The sequence below is a fragment of the Ekhidna sp. genome, from assembly GCF_039960695.1.
Lineage (GTDB): Bacteria > Bacteroidota > Bacteroidia > Cytophagales > Cyclobacteriaceae > Ekhidna.
Genome location: NZ_JBDVKP010000015.1, coordinates 1 through 21,165, shown reverse-complemented (window position 1 = coordinate 21,165; position 21,165 = coordinate 1). Strand labels below are relative to the sequence as shown.

General features: G+C 40.8%; 19 protein-coding genes. 12 read left to right on the top strand and 7 right to left on the bottom strand.

Annotated elements, in window-relative coordinates; genetic code table 11:
- Positions 1–7 precede the first annotated feature (7 nt).
- Positions 8–1,108, top strand: a complete 1,101-nt coding sequence (locus ABJG98_RS09635; RefSeq protein WP_348279298.1) for an alkene reductase — start codon at positions 8–10, stop codon at positions 1,106–1,108.
- A 31-nt stretch (positions 1,109–1,139) separates the two neighbouring features.
- Here the strand turns inward: ABJG98_RS09635 and ppk1 are convergent, their stop codons facing one another.
- Positions 1,140–3,239, bottom strand: a complete 2,100-nt coding sequence (gene ppk1 / locus ABJG98_RS09630) for a polyphosphate kinase 1 (protein WP_348279297.1) — start codon at positions 3,237–3,239, stop codon at positions 1,140–1,142.
- 111 nt (positions 3,240–3,350) lie between these two features.
- Complete coding sequence (gene mdh / locus ABJG98_RS09625) at positions 3,351–4,289, bottom strand: malate dehydrogenase (protein WP_348279296.1); 939 nt, start codon at positions 4,287–4,289, stop codon at positions 3,351–3,353.
- A gap of 192 nt (positions 4,290–4,481) precedes the next feature.
- Between mdh and ABJG98_RS09620 the strand changes: the two genes are divergently transcribed.
- Entirely contained in the window at positions 4,482–4,814 is a 333-nt protein-coding gene (locus ABJG98_RS09620) for a PadR family transcriptional regulator (RefSeq protein ID WP_348279295.1), read from the top strand.
- The gene (locus ABJG98_RS09615) at positions 4,815–7,469 is read left to right on the top strand and encodes an ABC transporter permease (protein WP_348279294.1); all 2,655 of its coding nucleotides are present in this window, start codon (positions 4,815–4,817) and stop codon (positions 7,467–7,469) included.
- Positions 7,470–7,540: 71 nt separating this feature from the next.
- On the opposite strand, the gene ABJG98_RS09610 is transcribed toward ABJG98_RS09615, so the two are convergent.
- Positions 7,541–7,696 (bottom strand): hypothetical protein, encoded by a 156-nt coding sequence (locus ABJG98_RS09610; protein ID WP_348279293.1) that lies wholly within the window; start codon positions 7,694–7,696, stop codon positions 7,541–7,543.
- Positions 7,697–7,730: 34 nt separating this feature from the next.
- On the opposite strand from ABJG98_RS09610, the gene ABJG98_RS09605 reads away from it, so the two are divergent.
- From ABJG98_RS09605 to ABJG98_RS09580, 6 genes are all read left to right on the top strand, one after another.
- A complete protein-coding gene (locus ABJG98_RS09605; protein ID WP_348279292.1) occupies positions 7,731–8,366 on the top strand; it encodes a CDGSH iron-sulfur domain-containing protein in 636 nt (211 codons plus the stop codon).
- Between the two features lie 39 nt (positions 8,367–8,405).
- Positions 8,406–9,278 carry a hypothetical protein gene (locus ABJG98_RS09600; RefSeq protein ID WP_348279291.1) on the top strand — a complete coding sequence of 291 codons (873 nt, stop codon included), beginning with the start codon at positions 8,406–8,408 and terminating at the stop codon, positions 9,276–9,278.
- Between the two features lie 129 nt (positions 9,279–9,407).
- Positions 9,408–10,022: a hypothetical protein gene (locus ABJG98_RS09595; RefSeq protein WP_348279290.1), complete on the top strand. Its 615-nt coding sequence runs from the start codon at positions 9,408–9,410 to the stop codon at positions 10,020–10,022.
- Positions 10,019–10,309 carry a transcriptional regulator gene (locus ABJG98_RS09590; RefSeq protein WP_348279289.1) on the top strand — a complete coding sequence of 97 codons (291 nt, stop codon included), beginning with the start codon at positions 10,019–10,021 and terminating at the stop codon, positions 10,307–10,309. Before ABJG98_RS09595 ends, ABJG98_RS09590 begins: the two co-directional genes overlap by 4 nt.
- A 49-nt stretch (positions 10,310–10,358) precedes the next feature.
- Entirely contained in the window at positions 10,359–11,699 is a 1,341-nt protein-coding gene (gene creD / locus ABJG98_RS09585) for a cell envelope integrity protein CreD (protein WP_348279288.1), read from the top strand.
- A 34-nt stretch (positions 11,700–11,733) separates the two neighbouring features.
- Entirely contained in the window at positions 11,734–12,015 is a 282-nt protein-coding gene (locus ABJG98_RS09580; protein ID WP_348279287.1) for a hypothetical protein, read from the top strand.
- 8 nt (positions 12,016–12,023) lie between these two features.
- Here the strand turns inward: ABJG98_RS09580 and ABJG98_RS09575 are convergent, their stop codons facing one another.
- A complete protein-coding gene (locus ABJG98_RS09575; protein WP_348279286.1) occupies positions 12,024–16,391 on the bottom strand; it encodes a T9SS type A sorting domain-containing protein in 4,368 nt (1,455 codons plus the stop codon).
- 10 nt (positions 16,392–16,401) lie between these two features.
- On the opposite strand from ABJG98_RS09575, the gene ABJG98_RS09570 reads away from it, so the two are divergent.
- Positions 16,402–16,530 carry a hypothetical protein gene (locus tag ABJG98_RS09570; RefSeq protein WP_348279285.1) on the top strand — a complete coding sequence of 43 codons (129 nt, stop codon included), beginning with the start codon at positions 16,402–16,404 and terminating at the stop codon, positions 16,528–16,530.
- A gap of 84 nt (positions 16,531–16,614) precedes the next feature.
- On the opposite strand, the gene ABJG98_RS09565 is transcribed toward ABJG98_RS09570, so the two are convergent.
- Both ABJG98_RS09565 and ABJG98_RS09560 read right to left on the bottom strand, forming a co-directional pair.
- Positions 16,615–17,664: an endonuclease/exonuclease/phosphatase family protein gene (locus ABJG98_RS09565; RefSeq protein WP_348279284.1), complete on the bottom strand. Its 1,050-nt coding sequence runs from the start codon at positions 17,662–17,664 to the stop codon at positions 16,615–16,617.
- A gap of 133 nt (positions 17,665–17,797) precedes the next feature.
- Complete coding sequence (locus ABJG98_RS09560) at positions 17,798–17,935, bottom strand: hypothetical protein (RefSeq protein WP_348279283.1); 138 nt, start codon at positions 17,933–17,935, stop codon at positions 17,798–17,800.
- A 152-nt stretch (positions 17,936–18,087) separates the two neighbouring features.
- On the opposite strand from ABJG98_RS09560, the gene ABJG98_RS09555 reads away from it, so the two are divergent.
- Both ABJG98_RS09555 and ABJG98_RS09550 read left to right on the top strand, forming a co-directional pair.
- The gene (locus tag ABJG98_RS09555) at positions 18,088–18,663 is read left to right on the top strand and encodes a Crp/Fnr family transcriptional regulator (RefSeq protein ID WP_348279282.1); all 576 of its coding nucleotides are present in this window, start codon (positions 18,088–18,090) and stop codon (positions 18,661–18,663) included.
- Between the two features lie 84 nt (positions 18,664–18,747).
- Positions 18,748–19,380 carry an FMN-binding negative transcriptional regulator gene (locus tag ABJG98_RS09550; RefSeq protein WP_348279281.1) on the top strand — a complete coding sequence of 211 codons (633 nt, stop codon included), beginning with the start codon at positions 18,748–18,750 and terminating at the stop codon, positions 19,378–19,380.
- Between the two features lie 52 nt (positions 19,381–19,432).
- Here the strand turns inward: ABJG98_RS09550 and ABJG98_RS09545 are convergent, their stop codons facing one another.
- Entirely contained in the window at positions 19,433–20,917 is a 1,485-nt protein-coding gene (locus ABJG98_RS09545) for an NAD(P)/FAD-dependent oxidoreductase (protein ID WP_348279280.1), read from the bottom strand.
- Between the last annotated feature and the right edge of the window lie 248 nt (positions 20,918–21,165).

Genomic DNA, 21,165 nt, shown 5'->3' with positions numbered 1-21,165 from the left:
AAACCAAATGAGTTCAACCTTATTCGAAGCATACAAATTAGGATCAGTAACACTTGCCAACAAGGCAGTGATGGCTCCTATGACCAGAAGCAGAGCAGATGCTCAGCATGTCCCAACACCAATCATGGTAGAATATTATAGGCAAAGAGCCGGCGCTGGATTGATTATAACCGAAGGAACCGCTCCTTCTCCAAATGGAGCAGGATACCCACGAATCCCAGGCATCTACAACAAAGAGCAAGTAGATGCCTGGAAGCCAGTTGCAAAAGCCGTACACGATGAAAATGGAAGAATCTTCATGCAATTGATGCACACCGGACGGGTATCTCACCCCTTGAATATGCCTGAGGGAACTGATGTATTGGCTCCCTCAGCTATTGCGGCAGCTACAACAAAGATGTACACTGATCAGGAGGGACCGAAAGATCTTCCTACACCAAAAGAGATGACCAAAACCGACATAGAGCAAGCCATCGAAGAGTTTGTTCAGGCCGCAAAGAATGCGGTTGAAGCAGGATTTGACGGAGTGGAGATTCACGGTGCTAATGGCTACCTTATCGAGCAGTTTATTAATCCAGATAGTAACAGACGGACGGATGAATATGGTGCTACTATTGAAGGACGAGTAAAGTTTGCGCTTGATGTCGCATCTCAAACTGCAAATGCCATCGGCCCTGATCGGGTAGGTATAAGGCTTTCTCCCGGAGGGGCATTCAATGATATCAATCCATTTGATGGGCAAGATGAAACCTTTCTATTCCTGGCTGAAAAATTAGGACAACTTGACTTGGCTTATGTCCACCTTGTGGATCACTCGGCCATGGGAACACCCGAAGTACCACGTGCCTTGAAAGAAGGAATAAGGGATGCATTTGGCCAAACAATTATCATCTCGGGTGGTTATGATCGTACTAAAGCAGAAGCTGACTTAAATGAACGTTTAGGTCACCTAGTGGCATTTGGTCGGCCATTTATTTCAAATCCCGATTTAGTTGAGCGAATGAAGGAAGGGACAGATTTGAGTGATCCTGATTTTGACACGTTTTATACACCAGGGGAAAAAGGGTACACAGATTATCCAAAGTTAGAAAATAGTAGTGTTGGTTAGTGAAGTAGGCCCGCCGAAAGGTGGGTCTTTTTTATTCGAACAATTTAGCTTTCATGATTATCTCTCGCTTCACTTTATAAAATTCCTGATGGATGTCGAAAGTTGAGTGACCATTTGGCTCCAGATGAACATACGATCCATCCTCTTTCATCTCATAAGTATTCACATTATCCTTGAGATTATACACTAAAATGTTAATTGCCTGTTGTTTCAATAACGGATCGCTGATGATGAAAAGAGATTCCAATCTCCTATCAAACGAGCGAACCATCATATCTGCACTTCCACAATAAACTTTAGGTTCTCCTGCGTTATGGAAATAGAATATTCGTGAGTGCTCCAGGTACTCTCCTACAATTGAACGTACCGTAATGTTTTCACTTAACCCTTCTCTTCCAGGGCGTAGACTGCATATGCCTCGCACGATGAGTTTGATGGGTACACCAGCCTTAGATGCTTCATACAAGGCATAAATGGCGTCCTTATCCTGGAGTGAATTGAGCTTGATTAATATTCCGCTTGATTTTCCTGCAACTGCATTTTCACGCTCGTTATTAATTAAAGCAATGAGATCACGTCGCATACGTGTTGGTGCTGTGATCAGGTTATCGTAATCTTCCGGCATGGAATGACCGGTGATTACATTGAAGAATTCCTGAACGTCATTTGCATATGACTCATCTGATGTGAGTAAACTCATGTCCGTGTACAACTTAGATGTAGCCTCATTGTAGTTTCCGCTACTCATGTGTACAAATCGTGTTACCTTTTCTTTTTCCTTGCGAACGATAAGTAAAAGTTTGGTATGTGTTTTTAAAGAACCAACACCATAGATCACAAAGCAGCCAGCTTTTTGAAGCTTTTGCGCTTGCTTCATATTGTTTTCCTCATCGAAGCGCGCTTTTACCTCAAACAATACAGAAACGTGTTTTCCATTCTCAGCCGCCTTAAGTAAGGCCTCTACGACCCTACTGTCTTTGGCCAACCTGTAAATGGTAAGCTTAATTGATAGGACGTGTGGATCATCTGCCGCTTGTTCCAGCAGATCCAAAAGAGGCTCAATAGTATTGTAAGGATGATGCAAAAGAATATCTCTATCCTTAAGAATCTTAAACATATCCTGATGCTCAACGTCAGACATACTTACCGGTGGCACAGGCTTGGGTCTGGTTGGCTTAAAGGAGTTGAATTCTTCGTGATTCACAATCTGCCACAAGCAGGTATAATCAACCAATGAACCTTCTGGTGAAATGATTACATTTTCATTTCCGATCTCATACCTCTTCTTTAAATGCTTGATCAGCCAAGGATCGGAACCTTCTGCAACTTCCATTCTCACTACCCTTCCAGTCTTACGGGTTTTGAGTTTTTTCTTCATCTCCTCCAGGAAGTTAGCTTCTATATCTTCAGATTCTTCCAAAGTAAAATCTCCATTTCGAGTCACTCTGAAAAGTGAACTTGAGATGATATCCACATTCTTAAAGACCCGATCAAAGTGCTGCTGAACGATCTTTTCTATTGGCACAAAGATGACCTTCTCTTTTTCAATGATTTCATAGAATCGAGGAAGGTTCTGTGGTAGCTGAATGAAGGACATCTTCTTCTTTTCCTTCGATTTTGCAGTTTTGGTAACCACACCGAAGATCAGGATGTTGTTCATCAGAATAGGAAACGAATGGTAAGGATCAAAAACCATAGGTGTGAGCATCGGAAAAACCGTCTTCTCAAAATGCTTACTTGCTGACTTTTGCTGTTTTTCGTCTAGCTCGTCATATCCTTTGATCTCGAAGTGATGCTCTTTAAAGGCAGGTTTCAGATCTAAAAAAAGTTGATTTTGCTGTTTCCCAAATTCCTTTAGTCCAGAAAGCAGCTCATTTTTAAAAGGAATGACTTGAAGGCCGGAATAATCTATCCGATCATTTCCATAGTCCAGGTAGTTGTACAAACTGCCGACACGAATCATGTTAAACTCATCTGCATTGCTCGAAGTGATGGCCAAAAACTTGAGCTTCTCGAACAAGTTTCGCTTTTCCTTCCTGGCCTGATCAAGCACACGTTTGTTGAACTGCAGCCAGCTCAAATCCCGACTAATCAGGTCGCTTTTACTGATATGTTCTTGTAAGTGTTGCATTTGAATTTTGTCCTAAAACTGAAAAGAAAAACGGTATAGCGTCATTTCTGCGTGAGAAGCACGAATATGACGTAACGTTTTTCTTTTCGTTACCACATTTAAATATGGAATTTAAATAATGTTCATCTCAGAAAGCACACCATTGGTTTTGCTAACAGCAGCTGCACTTTCCTCTAATTTAGCTTTCTCTGCACCATCTAGTTCGATCTCAACGATCTGCTCCACTCCATTTTTGCCAATGATCGCTGGTACTCCAATAGCTAGGTCGTTCAACCCGTATTCACCTTCAAGCATACATGAGCACGGAAACATTTTCTTCGTATCACAAGCAATCGCCTGAACCATAGCCGAAACTGCGGCGCCTGGTGCATACCACGCAGATGTTCCTAGTAATTTGGTAAGAGTGGCTCCTCCCACCTTCGTTTCTTCCAATACGTAGTTAAGCTTGTCTTCACTCAAGAATTTAGAGACCGGCACACTGTTTCTAGTAGCTAGTCGAGTCAATGGAATCATGCCGGTATCGCTGTGACCTCCAATGACCATTCCGTCTACATCAGATGCCGGGCAATCGAGTGCTTCAGAAAGTCTGTACTTGAATCGTGCAGAATCCAACGCTCCGCCCATACCGATGATTCGGTGCTTAGGGAGTCCAAGAGCTTTGTGTGCCAAATAAGTCATGGTATCCATTGGGTTTGATACCACAATGATGATCACATTAGGAGAATGCTTGATTAAGTTCTCAGCCACAGACTTAACGATTCCAGCGTTTGTTGAAATCAACTCTTCGCGAGTCATTCCTGGCTTACGAGGAATACCTGAAGTAATAACCGCAACATCACTATTGGCTGTCTTTGAGTAATCATTCGTGGTACCAGTGATTTTGGTATCAAATCCGTTCAATGATGCTGTTTGCATCAAATCCATGGCTTTACCTTCAGCAAAACCTTCTTTGATATCTATGAGTACAACTTCAGCTGCAAAATCTTTGATTGCGATGTATTCGGCACAACTAGCACCTACGGCTCCTGCGCCCACTACGGTTACTTTCATGATCTATTTTATTTATGAATTGCGATTAAAATTTTCAAGCGCAAAAGTAGTGATTTGATGGGAGAAATGGACGTTTGTAACGATTGAATTAAGGATTTTAATGGGTACATCCAATGACTAATCATCAATAATTATTTTATTACTATAACAAAGTATATACAAATGCGTATAACTTTGACAAAATGTATAGAAATGAAGAAAGAATATCTGGGAGAATTTGAAGAACTGGTACTCACCATGGTGGCCATGCTTGCGGAAAATGCCTATGGTAATGCCATTGTTGACGAGATCAGTGAAAAGATTGGAAGAGAGGTAAACCTTAGTGCGGTGCACGTTACACTCTATCGCATGGAAGATAAGGGCTTTGTAACCTCTGAAATGGGTGGAGCTTCCAATATGCGAGGCGGGCGGAGAAAACGAATTTTTACTGTAACTAATGTTGGTATGCAAATGCTGCAATCGCTAAAAGAGCAACGGCAGCAATTATGGTCATTCATTCCTGATCTGAAATTCTCTACTATCTAAATGGAACCTCCAAAATGGATCATCAAACTTATTAACCTTTACTGCCCGCCACAACTTGCCGAAAGTGTGATCGGGGATGTATGGGAGCAGTACCTGAATGATAAGGAACGTCTTTCAAAAAGTAGGGCAGGAAGACGATTGCTATGGAATGCGCTTAGATTCTTCCGACCAGGGATACTCCTACGAAACTCAAAAACACAACTAATTAACAGGGCTATGTTACGAATCAATTTACTATTAGCACTGCGCAACATGCGCAAATACAAGTTTTACTCATTGATCAATGTCTTGGGACTGGCATTGAGCATCATGTTCGGTTTGCTTGTTTTCTTCTATGTACAAAACGCCATCCAGCATGACTCATTTCACGCTGAACACCAATCTATTTTTCGATTTACGAAAGAGAATAGAAATCGAGAAACCAATGAATTGATTAGCCGCAACAACACCGAAGGAAATCAGCTGGCTTCTGATCTACGTAACGAGATCCCGTCTATTCAATACATTTCGCGGCTTATCTCTGGATCTGGTTATGTAAAAAAAGGAAGTGAGACATTTTCAGAAAAAATCATGCTGGTAGATCCAGACTTCTTTCGAATGTTTTCTTTCCCTGTCCTTGAAGGAAATTTCACTCAGCCACTTGAGAACATTTCGCAAGTAGTCATCAGTCCAGCGATGGTAGAGAAGTACTTCGGACTGGCTGATCCGGTTGGGAAGGAATTGGAACTTGTGGTGGGAAATGACCCATTTACTTTCATCGTATCCGCTGTGGCTGATCCCATTGAAGAACTCAATAGTATTCCGTTTGATATGGTCGTCCATATTGATCACCTGAAAAATCTGGTACCGAGTCCTTCATTTCTCACCGGATATGAAGTCTCCTTTATGGAAACGTATATCAAACTTGACCCAAGTGAAAACGTGAAAGCTATGGAGGAGCTTCTTACAGAATCGTATGAGCGGTTTGCTCAAACTGAAGATGAGCCCGAAAAGACATTTGTAAGACTTCAGCCAATAAGTACGCTTTACTGGTGGAGCAATAGGTTTCCCCAAGAAGGCGAAGCCAAAACCTACAACCCAGACTATGTTTACATACTCATAGGTCTTTGCTTGCTGGTATTAGTCATCGCAGTGCTCAACTTCATCATGCTTACCAGTAGCCAGTCTTTGAATAGAATTAAAGAGTTTGGAATTAGAAAAACCATGGGTGCTTTTAAACGGCAATTATCTGCTCAGCTCCTTTTAGAGGTTTTCATTTTAGCAATGATGGCTGGTCTTTTGGCACTTATTTCAACACATCAGTTTATTCCTGTATTTAACAATCTGGCAAATGCTACACTTAAGTTTCAATTGAGCTCAGAACTTGTTGGTTTCATTTTTCTTCTTATTGGGATTATTTCAGTTATATCAAGTGCGATTTCCTCAAGTGTAATTTTACGTTTAAAAACAACAAGCGCGCTCAAAGGCACACTATCTCTTGGGGGCAGTAGCTTCACAAAAAACCTCATGGTGGTCGTTCAATTTACCTTTTGTGTAGGGCTGATTATCGGCACCATTGCCTTTAAAAATCAAATGAATTATGTGAGTAATAAGTCACTGGGATTTGAAAAAGATCAGCTAGTGGAAGTGGAACTTCCGGGTAATTTGGATGAGACTGGTGCTAAAAAAGCTTATGAGTTATTCAAAACCAAACTCAGAAATCATCCGGACATCCTGAATACTGCGGCTACCATGACCACCATGTCTGTGCAATGGACCATTTTCAGGTTTGATCAGGAAGATGATTCTAAGTTTAGTGCCAACTTCAATTTAGTATCTCCTGATTACGTAAATACGATGGGTATTGAGCTCATCGCTGGAAGAGATTTTAGAGAAGACGACACTGGAAAAGCGATAATTATAAATGAGTCAATGGTAAAAGAAATGGGGTGGGAAAATCCGCTGGGACAGCAAATCCCAGGGAAAAATTTCGAGAGGAGTCATGAAATCATTGGCGTAGTAAAAGACTTCAACTTCAATTCCCTCCACAATGAAGTGTCACCATTGATAATGGCAACCGAAGTTGATTACATGCGCGAAGGGTTGACAGGCATATCATCGTATGTATGGCCACCTCAGTACTTTACAGTCATGATAAAAGTAGCACCTGGAAACGCTGCTGAAACCGCAGACTTTATAGAAACTACCTGGAAAGAGACAATGGGTGCTTTGCCATTTGAGATGAAGTATGTCGATGACATTTTGAATGAAAAATATAAAGAAGAAAAGAGATATAGCGCTATTATCAACTACGCGGCAGGCTTCTCCTTATTCATCGCATGGCTGGGATTGCTGGCATTGACTCGGTTGGTAATTCAGAAGCGTTTTAAGGAAATGGGCATCCGAAAAGTACTTGGCTCATCCTCGTTGAACATCATTTTATTAGTAGCCAGGAAATTCATTCTATTGATCGGTGTGGCAACGCTCCTTGCCTCTCCTATTGCCTGGTGGCTTCTCCAGGATTGGCTAGAAAGTTTTGCTTACAAAGTTGATTTGAGCCCTGTTGTTTTTATCCTTTCTGGATTTGCCGTAATAGTGGTCACATTCGTATCGATAAGTATTCAATCACTGAAAATCTCGAATATCAATCCATCCGAAGCCTTGCGGATGGAATAAACTAGACATCATTAAAAAAACAGCTTGGGTATTTACCAATTATATGAATGGAGAACGTACTCTTTCTACGGTTAGAGGTGCACACTCAAGTCTTCACTCACATAGATTAAATAAGCCTTTCTTACAACTACAAATAATAGCAGTTTGGAATCAGTCTTTACCGTTATTTTGACTTTATGTACGTATTTGATCGATCCATTACTCAGCTCTTTCCGTGTATTCTCCATTTTAACGAGCTATCTTTAGAAAAAGACAATCTCTATGAGTTCACCAAACAAACCGGAAATAACACCCACGGAAAATGGGCCATATCTTGTCAAAGGCCTCATAAATTTCGCTAACCAGAACGGACCCATAGCTCCCAAGGAAAGCATGGCTCTTTGTCGCTGTGGTGGATCTAATAACAAACCTTTTTGTGATGGAACTCATAAAACCAATGGATTTTCTTCGGCTAAATTGGAAGGAAGAGTAGAAGATCAGCTGGATCACTACGGAGGCAAAAAGATCACCATTCATGACAACCGAGGCATCTGCGCTCATGCCGGTCGATGTACCGATGGGTTGGCTTCAGTTTTTCATCTAAAAGAAGAGCCCTGGATTCACCCGGATTCAGCTACAACTGAGGAGATCATCTCCACCATAAAAAAATGCCCATCTGGAGCACTGAGCTATACGATTGAGAACACCAAAGGTCATAGCGGTGATGGGTCACCTTCCATTTTCATTGCTCCGAATGGTCCTTATGTGGTTTCAGGCGGCCCTGAGCTAATGAACACAAAACAAGGCGAAGGTGCGTCGGAGGAACATTTCACCATGTGTAGATGCGGCGGTTCTAAAAACAAGCCATTTTGCGATGGCAGCCACTGGTACAACGGATTCAAAGACGATAAGAATTGAGCAGCCAATGCTGACTTATCGTTATCTTCTCCTACAATTATGAATAAAAAACATTTTGTTGCCTTAATTCTTTTTGCAATTACATTACACACAAAGGCTCAAGATCAAATTATCGTCTTGAAAGGTGAATATATGGGCCAGGAAGCACCTGGCCTTACACCTAAGGTATTTGCTCCAGGTTTTATTTCAACAAATGAGTATTCGGAAGTTTCGGCCTTTTTTCATCCGGGAGGAAAAGAATTTTACTTCACAATATTGGGGGGAAGATTTGAGGCTTTTACCATAATGGTCACAAAGATGGAGGGTGAAATTTGGTCAAAACCACAGCCTCTGCTAGACGGAGACGGGATGGTGCCAATTATCACAAGAGATGGTCAGAAGCTATATTATGGTTCCATCGAACCAACAAACGAAAATGACATCAAAAGAGAACCCAATTTATGGATGATGGAGAGAGCTGGAGATTCATGGGGTGATCCAAAACCTTTAGGCATCGAAGTGAATACTCCTGATGATGGAGAATGGTTTCCAAGTATTGCTGACAACGGAACACTATATTTTAAAGGAGGCAATTTCCTAGAAGGCCCAGAAAATATTTATTACACGGAAAACAAGAATGGGGCATTCCAAAAACCTAAGCTTTTCGAAGCATCTTTCAATAGTAAATATTCAATAGAAGATCCGTTTGTAGCCCCTGACGAAAGTTATGTGATTTTCAGCCCTGGCGGGCCCGATCTCTTTGGCCCAATGCATATAAGCTTCCGCGACAATAAAGGTAGCTGGTCTACACCAGTTAACATGGGACTCAAAGGAACATTACCATCACTATCTCATGATCGGAAGTACTTGTTTTTTATAAAAAACGATGATGTTTATTGGGTTGATGCTCAAATAATTAAAACCTTTAGGTAGAACTAAAAACAACATAGGATAAGACGCATATCGTTGTACGAACACTTCCACACCGTATTGTGCTTTTGATTACTTGAACCTTTAAAAAAATCTTTCGTATATTTACTTTGTATTTCAAAGTACTTTTAAATGAAAGAAAAATACATTGAGGATTTAAAGGAGATCAAAGACATCATGAATCGATCCTCACGGTTCATCTCGCTAAGTGGTCTTTCCGGCATTGCAGCTGGTGTCTCCGCACTCATTGGTGCTTATTTTGCCTATCAAACGGTTTACTTTGAGCAAAATTATTTAGGCTATCGCAGAGCTTTCCTTACCACGGAAAGCTTAACGCAACTACTCCTGATTGCCATTGGTACGTTGATTTTGGCAATCGGGACGGGAGTCTATTTTACAACCCGACAGACTCGGAAACAGAAACAGCAAATCTGGGATGTACAGACCAAGCGATTGCTGATAAACCTGCTCATTCCTCTAGCTACCGGAGGCATCCTTTGCCTGATGCTACTCGCCAAAGGATACATTGGTATCGTCGCACCTCTTACACTGGTATTCTATGGACTGGCATTGATCAATGCGAGCAAGTACACGCTCAACGAAATCAGAAGTCTGGGTATACTAGAGGTGATTTTAGGATTGATCGCCATTCAATTCATTGGTTACGGCCTGCTATTTTGGTCGCTGGGATTTGGTGTCCTTCATATCATCTACGGCATCATCATGCAATTGAAATATAAGTCGTGAAAGAACTGCTCAAAGATTTAGATAAGGCCTTTGAAAATAAAATCCGCCTGGGCATCATGTCAGCCTTGGTGGTAAATGAATTTCTGGATTTTAGTACGCTTAAGAATTTGCTGGATGTAACAGATGGGAATTTAGCCAGTCATTTAAAGTCACTGGAAAAAAAGGAGTATGTGACTTTCAAAAAGGAGTTTTTAGATCGTAAACCCAATACAAAATATCATGCAACACCTAAAGGAAAAGAAGCTTTTAAAAAACACATTCAAGCCATTGAACAACTATTAAACTAATTTTTTTGTCTTCGTACTTTGAAATTCAAAGTACTTTTAAATAATTAATATGAATACTGAAAACACGCCAATAGAAAAAGTGAATAATCTCATTAAAAATTCCGTCACCCTAAAACTGGTGACCGTTACAATTCTGATGTTACTATTACTTATTCCCGCTTCTATGATCCAATCGATTATACAAGAGAGAGAACAACTCAACAATCAAACTGCCAATGAAGTGAGTTCGAAATGGGCCGATAGGCAGCAAGTAAACGGCCCAATACTTACCATTCCATTGATCTATGAATATGAAACAGAGGAAAAGAAATTCTTAACCACTAAATACCTACACGTACTTCCTGATAACTTGACCATAGACGGAGTAATCTCTCCGGAAAAACTAAAAAGAGGTATTTATGAAGTGGTGGTTTACAAATCAATTTTGGATATTTCAGGCGACTTTAATATATCCCTTGCTCCCGATCCTCAAAACTTGAAGGAGATACGGTATGATCAGGCATTTCTAACGATAGGTGTCAGTGATCTTAGAGGAATTAAAAATCAAATCAGCGTTAACTGGGGCGGAAAAGAATTAGAGGTCAAACCTGGTTCTAAACTACCGGATCTCATTTATGCTGGCATCACAATCGAGCTTCCTAATGTCCGCGAGCAACTCAACAAGAAAACACCTTTTAATTTTTCCATGGACCTTCAAGGAAGTAAAAATTTGTCGTTTATCCCAACGGGGAATAATACAAGTGTCTCACTGGAATCATCGTGGCCGTCTCCATCTTTCGATGGGAATTTTTTACCAGACAACCGTGAATTGAGTGAAAATGGATTTACAGCTTCCTGGTCTGTATTGCAGCTGAATAGGAATTTTCCACAAGCCTGGATAGGCAATAGCCATGCGCAAAAAATGCAGGATGCTTCATTTGGAGTCAATCTGATTTTGCCATTGGACGATTATCAAAAATCTTATCGTTCAGCGAAGTACGCTGCAATGACTATCGCATTGACCTTTTTGATTTTCTTCTTAGTGGAGATACTCAATAAGCGTAAAATTCATCCCTTCCAATATGCATTAGTGGGTTTGGCGCTTTGCCTCTTTTACGTACTTCTGGTGGCTATATCTGAGCATTCAAATTTTAACCTTGCGTACGGAATATCAACCATTGCAATAGTTGCGATGATTTCTCTCTATTCATTAAGCGTTTTCAAAAAACTCAAGCTTTCATTATTATTAATTACAACTATATCAGCGATTTACGGATTTCTATTTGTCACTCTTCAGTTAGCAGATTATGCACTTTTAATGGGGAGTGTTGGACTTACGTTCATACTTGGGTTGACGATGTATTTCACACGAAACATAAACTGGTATAAACTCAATATTGAAACAGAATAAACAACTACGACTTTAACATTAAAACTCAATCATCATGAATCAAAATCAATTGGCAACCATCATCAGCTGGCTCTTTGGCGTTCTGGTGCTTTCTTTAGGCATTATGAATATCTTAAGGGGAAATGATCCATTTTTTGGCGTAGCACTACTCCTGGCATCTTCAGTCTACTTTCCTCCTACATACAATTTACTCAAAAAGCTATCGGGTCTCTCTCCTCACTATATGCTTCGCATAATATTAGCATTGCTAATAATATGGGTGAACCTAGCTGTTGGTGCTATCAATGAAGGTTACTATCCAGAAATCACGGGATGACATATGGATTATTTTTTAACGATTTTTCCCTCAAAAAAACTTCCGTCTATCATTTCTAACCTCATGAGATAATGGCCATGCGGCAGGTCTGAAATATGGATTTGAGAGGTGTCTGGAGAAATGAAAGTTTGATGAAGTTTTCCGTTCAAATCATAGAAAGTCAGCTGCTTTAAGTAGCTGACTTCTATTCCTTCTATTTGAATGAAATCGCTGGCAGGATTGGGGAAAATCATCACATTGAAGTTGGAAAAATCTGGCACAACCTGCACAATTGGAGAATATTCAAAGGCTTCATCAAAATCTACCATCTTAAGCCTGTAATAATGAATGCCCGAAATCACATTCATATCTAAGAACTGATAATCGTGTCTTGCATTACTATTGCCGTGCGAATCCACACTTCCAATGGCTTCAAACAGAACTCCATCAATACTATGCTCAATTTGAAAATAGTCAGAATTCACTTCAGACAAAGTAGTCCATGACAACTTGATGTCTCTATCTTCCAGAGTGGCCAAAAACTCAACCAGCTCTACAGGTAAGGGATTTGCAGCAGCGTCTGTGGAATAAATGGAAAATTCACTGAATGTATTGGTCCTGCCTGTTATCGTATAAGGATCTGTACCTGCAGAACTGATATAGGTCATTTCTAGCCAATCTGTTCCATCAAATCGTAGCATACCTAATGTGGAAGCATCAGAGGCTTCATCACCACTATTTATTTGGAGTGTCACATCGGTATTTCCTGGTGTTCCGGTGACCACATCAATCTCCCAATACCTAGTGGTAAGCGTACTTTCAATAGAGCCACCTAACTCAGCGCTTACTTCTCCATGCAAGTCTACCATATCGCCAAATGTCCCTCCTCCCACTGGGGCTGTTTCAGCAATGTGCGCTACAGAAAAAGTAGTTGCGTTGGTAGGCGTCAGCGTTGTGGGTCTGTAGGCACCAGCATCACCTGTTGGAAATACATATGTACCAGCAGCTCCTATTGCCGTTTCTGTTTTTCCTTCAATATGTGTGTTACTTCCAAATGAACCCGCCACGGCACTATTGAGTGTCAAAGTAGGGTCATCAGATTTGTCTCCATCGTCCAGGTCAATATCCAATCTTCCACTGGTAAGCGTTAGCACGTTGTTGATCTCCAGGTCAGCCAGTACGCCTAAATTTCCTCCATTAAGCGTGACATCATCGATGGTGGTGGAAGCTTCAGGATCTACGAACAGGTTTTTCGAGACAGTTAGCGTTTCGATATAATCATCTTGCAGAATAGTTAGTGTTCCTCCTGTATTCAATAAGTCATGCCCTTCTTGTAATCGAGCTCCGGATGTCTGATTCGCTCCAATTTCATCCGAAACTACTGTCAATGCATCAAAATCACCCTGAAATCCAGCTAATCCCAGATTAGTGTCTGTGCCACTTTCCAGATAGGGCGTGAAGTCGTTGGACTGTACCAAGGTGTCAATGTCTGCAGCGACTGTCGTACCAAAGTAATTTCCCGAAAGATCAATACCGGAAGTCGTTGCAAATAATCCTCTAGGGTTGCTGTTATTATCAAAATTTGAATCTGTGATACTCAATGAACCACCCGTCTGCAAATGCATCCCTCTGAACTCAAATGCTGTTCCTGAAGTGGTCTGAGTAGATGGGCTGGTAAAAAAAGTATTGGTTACCGTAACTTCTGCATCATTCCGTACAGCCAGATTCCATCCATAATTTCCACCAGTTCCAGTGGGATCATGTCCATTATTTGTGAAAGTAGATCTTGCAATGTTGGCTCTTGCATTCTGACCTCTGACGAATACACCTCTATTTTCATTACTATCAAACGTGCACTCGGTGATGGTGATATCTTGCAGATACTCAGTATAGTCTGTGCTTGAAAAATCACCACATATGATTCCCGCATAATCTGAAGTGGTATTTTCAACGTCAGAAAAGCTGGAGTTATTTATTGTTGCAGTAATCAAGTGTGTATTGTCGCTCGATCCATCTGAATAGAAATAGATACCAGTTTCAGGGAAATTAGTAATGCCTCCACCCGGTTCTGAAAAACTGGATACTGAAAAGCCATCAACCGTAATCGAGCTGGAAGCGCGTGTAGAGGCTCCATCATAGCTAAAAACTGAAATTCCACGAATGGAACTTGTAGTGGTATCATTAGCGATGCTGAGCACATTTGTGCTCAGGCAATTAAAAATAAAGATGCCTAGTGCACTTCCACTATGCTCATTATCACTGAGGTTCACATCCACATCACCAGTAAGTCCGGTCAGGGTAAGTGATGAGGTTAGATTCGCAGATCCGGTTGTGAAATCGGCTGCTGTTATAAGATTACTTGTGATGTTCAAGTATCCTGCTGTTGAAGTAGCTACTCCAATACCTACAGAATCTGCATTTATCACATTGAATTGAATATTCAGATACGAATTGCCATCGGCATAAATAGCTGCATCAGCATTATTTGTACCTATTTGAAAACCATCGATCGTCACACTGTCAGCATCAATCTCCAGGACATTGGATTGAGAAGAAGGCTCGATAATGGATTCGGGTCCACGCGTTGGATCATTGCCATCTAAGCCTACATTTGCACCTTCAAGCGATAGTGGATTAGAGATGGTTAAATTTTCGCTATAAGTTCCAGAGGCTACAATCACACGTCCATCTTCAACCACAATGTTTATTCCAGATTGAATGAGTTGTTTCGGATCTCCAGACCGACCAAAGCCCGTATCATCCGGTGCAGAAGCGTCAACATATATGATTCCATTTTCCGTTCCTAAAGAGGCAAGCCCCTTTCTGAAATCTGCAATGTCGTTATCTGTATCTTCCGCAAGCGGAACACGGAAAATCGATTCATCTGAAATATCTGTAGACCCACCGTCATCTACTCCATCCGGAGCACCATCTCCATTCCCGTCTCCTTCTTCATCATCCCCAATTTCAACATCATCAACCAATGTTCCATATGGATCAGTCAATGTGATGTATACATTGTTATTGATAGATTCCGTGCTTGTTGGATTTCCAAGAATTAAGTAATCTCCGGCAACTGTATTATTAAAGCTGCCAGCACCTACATAATTCACTACTGTGAATGCACCCGAAGTAGTCAAATCTCCACTGAAATCTGTACCATCTTGCACTGAAATAATCCATTTGATCAGGTTTAATCCTGAGCTTCCTATGTATAGCTCTATCCACTCATCATTTGTTCCTGCTGTTCCCCCGGGCTCTGCATCTGTAAATCCACTTGCACTCCAGTCTTGCTGAGGCTGCGCAACCACCTCGTTGATCAACACAGTTCCTTGAGGAGAATTATTGGCTCCGATCGTAGCGCGTGTTTGTACAAAGTCATCTGCTTCTACATCCGTATCCTGGCCATTAGGAATCCGGCAGACAGATTCATCGTCCAAGCCGCTTGCGTTCCCATCAAAACCTGTTCCCGAGCCGCTGGCAATTTCAATTACATCGATAGTCGTTCCATAGGGATCAGTAAGGGTTACGGTAACTTCATTATTCATTGCTTCGCTGCCCTGAGGGTTTCCTAGCACCAGGTAGTCGCCTGCTACAGTGCTTGTGAATGATCCAGAACCAGAATAGGTGATTTCTTGAAAAGCTCCATTGCCCGTCACGTCTCTACTTGTAAGATCTCCTGAAAATGAAGCTCCATCATTTACATCAATTATCCACTTGGTTAGGTTGAGACCCGTTGTGCCAATATATAATTCAATCCATTCGTCTGTTCCTTGAGTATTGCCTCCTATTACGCCAGGTGTGGTGCTAAATCCGCCTCCTTGCCAATCTTGTTGTGGGTCTGTAATTACCTCATTTACCAAGACTGTACCTATTGGAGAATTGTCTGTACCAAGAGTTGCCTGGGTAAGGACAAAATCATCTGCTTCAACGTCAGTGTCCTGGCCATTTGGAATTCTACAAACAGACTCGTCAGTTATGCCAGTTGCTGCTCCAGTAAACATGGTCCCTGATCCGGCGGCTATAATTACCTGATCTACGATTGCGGATAGATCATCTCTTAAAATGATGGTTACAGTCTCATCCATCGTGCTGCCATTGGGCTGGCCCAAAACGATGTAATCCCCAGCATCTGTGTCCGTAAATAAGCCTCCTGTTCCTGATATATAATTCATCGTCACGAAGGCTCCACCAGCCGCAATTGTGCCAGATGCATCGGTCCCGTCGTTCATTTCAATGGTCCACCCTGTGAGGTCAATACCATTTGTATTGATATACAACTCGATCCAATCGTCGTTTGTGTCTATTGTAGCACTACCATCCGTTCCGTCAAAGCCATTAGTACTCCAATCAATCTGAGGATCAGTGATTACCTCATTGACAAGAACCTGAGACATAGTGGAATGATTGAAAAGAGTCAGAAAAAGCAATGTAAATCCAAGTCGTAATACCGAATATGCGGTAGATAAGGACGGAAATGCATCACTTAAGCTGGTGGAATTAAGTGAAATCATAGCTGTGGGTGAGTTTATATAAAGTTAAAATACTGAAATTCAGACAGAAGATTAAACTTCTACACATAAGAATTTACAACAGAATTAACGTAATGGTATCTAATTTTCAGTCATCAACTTTATCCAATTTTTCTCTTGCTTCAGTCAGATCTTCGTGGGTAGCATGTTCCTTTGAAGTCAATGCATGAACAGAAGGATTTAGTGTAATATCTACTAAAATAGGATAATGATCTGAGTGAAAATTCTTTAGTCTTTCCAATCTAGCTATCCTAAAATGATGACTAAAGAAAAAGTGATCCAGCGGCCATCTCAACAATGGACGACCTGCGTGAAAAGTATTAAAAAAACCCCTTCCCATTCGAGGGTCAAGTAACCCACTAACCCGCATGAACAGTCGTGTGGTATGGGACCAAGCTACGTCATTCATGTCACCGGCAACTATAACAGGTTGCTTAGATTTTTGTGCCAACTTACCTACCGTTACCAGCTCCGCATCCCTTGGAGTTGATACATCGTTTTCTCCAGGTGCTGGTGGTTTCGGATGCAAACCATAAAATTGGATGACATCTCCATCCGGCAACTCTACTTTAGTATGAATGGAGGGCACATCTTTTTCTACTAAGAACTGAATGGAAGAATCGGTGAGCTTATATTTAGAATATAGTATCATACCATACGTATTGTCCAATGGTTTTAGAATTTGAAACGGAAATGTTTTGCCTAATTTTTCATTGAGTGCATTTTTCCATTTAGCATCTACTTCAACGAGAAAAAGTATATCCGGGTCATGCGTTTCAATTACATCCATACATCCTTCATAGTTGTTTTTGGACATCAATACATTAGCTGAAACCACTCGGATCTTTTCATTTCCATCTTGGCTCCAGGGTATTGATGGACGTTTGAGTTTGGTATATGGATAGATGACAGACAATCTGTATATAAATAGAACGAAGGTAATTCCACAAATAAACACTTCTAACCACCCATAGGGTTGGTGTATCAGGCTCCACTCAATCACACAAAAAAATCCAAGTACAGTAAACTGAACGTATGGAAAATCAAATCCACGAATCCACCACTGCTCCCTTTTGGACAAAGGCGCCATTACAGAAATTATAAAAATGATACTGAGCGTGATGAGGAGAATTTTCATTGATGTGAAATTAAGCGAAGAGACCCAATATTCTACATTTATACATATTCGCTAAAGCAAATATTTATTACACATATTTAGCTAATAATCAGACGATTATAAGTTTTTGGCTGCCAAATACTAACGTGGTATTTTAGAAGATACTATCCCGCACTTCATGAAGTACTTTCGGGTAATAGCGGCTTCTAACATTCACATCGGTAGATATCTTCTCTTTTCCTGCTTCTGATCGGCTTACATTAAAGTAAGTTTGCAGCTTTTGCCTCTTCATTATATGAGACTAAGTTCACTTATGCCAATTGTGTGTTCGGATCATGTGCAGTACTTTTATCTGAAGCAGCCAATGCGTACAAAACATCCCTGAATTGACTTGCTAGTTTGAATCTTGGAACTGTAAGAAAGGATATCCTTTCTTAAGCATTTATGAGTACTTACCTAAAAAAATTCATATCTCAGTATGTCAACCTAACGGATGATGAGTTCGAACATATTTCGAATAAGTTTAGGAACAAAACAATTGGGAAAAATAGCTATCTATTTAGACATGGTGATATTTGTAAAGACCTTGTGCTCGTCCAAAAAGGCTGTCTTCGTCTTTATTATTTAAAAAATGGGGTTGAAATATCTGTTTGGTTTGCTTTTGAACAATCTTCAGCCATCGAAATCTACAGTTTCATCAACGAAAGTCCATCTGAATACTCCCTCCAGGCAATCGAGGACAGTGAAGTTCTATACCTTTCGAAACAAGAACTCAACCAACTTTACCAAAAACAACCTAAAATGCAGGAGATGATGAGGAACTTTTGGGAAGATGTAATCCTCAACCTCATCAGTAGGTTCACTGCACTTCAAAAAGATTCAGCAGAGAAGCGATATTTGGATTTGTTAGACAAGCCTGAATATTTAAAAAAAATCCCACAAAAATATCTTGCTTCATTTATAGGGATCACGCCAACATCTCTAAGCAGAATTCGCAAACGAATTGCAAGAAATCATTAGTTGCCATAGGATAACTTTTTTCCAATAAAACATCCCAAGTTTTGTCCCTGACCATTAGTTGTTCAAACTAAACCCAAAGCACATATGTATGACCTCCCCTACCATAAAGAACCGAACGAACAAATCATTAAAGAATTTGTCAATCAGTATCCATTTGCATTTCTGATGGGCTGTGACAGTAAAAATAGACCCATATCAACACAGGTGCCTATTTTCATGGAAGAAAAAGATGGCCGCAAAACGTTAACTGGTCATATCATGAAAAATACTGATCATCATAAGGCATTCTTACAAAATAGCAATGTACTTGTTGTTTTCAATGGCAAGCACACCTACGTAAGTGGCACATGGTATAGTGACCCGTATACGGCGTCTACATGGAATTATATGAGTGTTCATGCACGAGGTAGTATTCGATTTCTTGAAGGTGCAGCACTTGAAGATATGCTTCGAAAAACTTCTCTACACTTTGAAAAAAACAACACGGCTTCAACCACAATCTTCGACAACCTTCCAAAGAAGTTTAAGCAATTGGTAATGAATGCAATTGTGGCATTTGAAATTGATGTGCAGGAAATAGATAATGTTTTTAAGCTAAGTCAAGACAGGGATGCTCAAAGCTATCATAACATTATTGACAAGCTTAAAGAGCAAGACGAGGATGCTCGCATTATTGCACATGAGATGGAGAAAAGAACAAAAGAGCTATTTCATTGATTCTAACCACCAGGTGGCTGGCATGATGAATTTAGAAATAACCAAAAAGACCCTAGCCGCTCACTAGATCCTTATAGCTCTTACCATCCCATACCTGACATCTAATCGCACCTCTGAGTACACGAGGCTTAAAAAGTGGCTTACCCATTAATATTCTCCCACACTCCTGAATTCCTTCGATAATGGATGGATGCGGATGGATCAACTCCGCCAGTTCTTTTATGCTCTTATCTTGAGAAATAAGCAACGCCACTGCCTGAATGGCACTTGAAGCATGCTCTCCTACTACACGCATACCCAGAATATTCATTTCATCATCATTGGTAACAAGTACTTTGATGAATCCTTCTGTGTTTCGCATGGCAATTGCTCTTGAGATCGTCTCATAGTTTAAGCTCACAGTCTTGTACTGTAATCCTGCCTGCTGTGCTTGTATTTCATTCATTCCTACTCCGGCAACTTCCGGGTCCAGAAACATAATTGTAGAGATGTTTTTATAGATCAATGGTTGCTCAGGCTTACCAAAAATTCGTTCGATGGCGTATCTGCCTTCCAATTCACCCACATTGACCAGGGAAATATCTGCTGTAATATCTCCAACGGCATAAATATTGGAAACAGAAGTTTGAGTGAGGTCATCCTTAATGCCCCTATTGTCAACTTCTACTCCAAGGCTTTCATCCAGCAATTGATCGTATTGAGGTACTCTCCCGATTGAAATCAGGCCTTTTTCAACTCTGAAGCTTTCTTTGGTTCCATCGTTGTATTCTAATATATACACGACTTCACCTTCATCTACTTTCATTTCGATGAGCTTAGAGTTTCTGTGAACAAGAACACCTTTTTTCTCAAGGTTCTTCTCAATCACTTTCACTACATCTACGTCTTCGAACGGCAATATTCGATCGCCTTTATCGATTAAATGCACCTTGGTATGCCCAAAATTTGAGAAAATCGTGGCAAACTCACATCCAATTACTCCTGCGCCAACGATTACAATTGACTTGGGGAATTTGGTCAAATTGCTGAGACCATCTGAAGTAAACACGTTTTCTTCATCAATGGGTAAGTGAGGAAGCTTCCTAGGTACACTGCCTGTGGCAAGAACAATATAATCTGCTTCCAATGTCTGATTCTGACCATTTCCAGATACCTCCACTGTGTTTTTTCCTTTCACACTGGCTGTACCATGGATATATTCAAATAAATCTTCACCGAATCCCAGATTAATATTTTCCATGTGATGTGTGAGTAGGTTTACTCGCTCACCTACAGCGGCAGACACTTCTCCTTTTACTTTCTCAAAACTGAAATCGGTACTTCCCACATTCAGTGCATTTCCATGCAGATTGATCATTCGTGCTTCACGTGATATTTCCCACCAGGTCTTGCTCCATAAAGCTCCCTGATGGATTCCCGCTCCTCCGAGTTTGTCTTTTTCTATGAGTGCTACACTTTTCCCGAAATCAATGGCTCTCATGGCTGCTGCGTATCCGGCAGGACCACCACCGATGACACACACGTCAAATTTCTTCATTTGGCTAGGCGATTGTTTCCCTAAAGATAAGAATTTGATGGATTTATTAAGTCAGGACTTTTACAGATGGTATAAAAAACAAAAAGGGTGAAGAATCATGATTGATTTTCACCCTTTTAATACTGCAACTGCCGAAGCAACTGCAATACTTCAAACTACTGTTCGGACTCCCTTTGGTGCGCTTTCGCAGAGTTGCCCCTTTGTCCCGCTTTCCGCTACAGTCATTCAAACTTCGATGATCCAAGCCA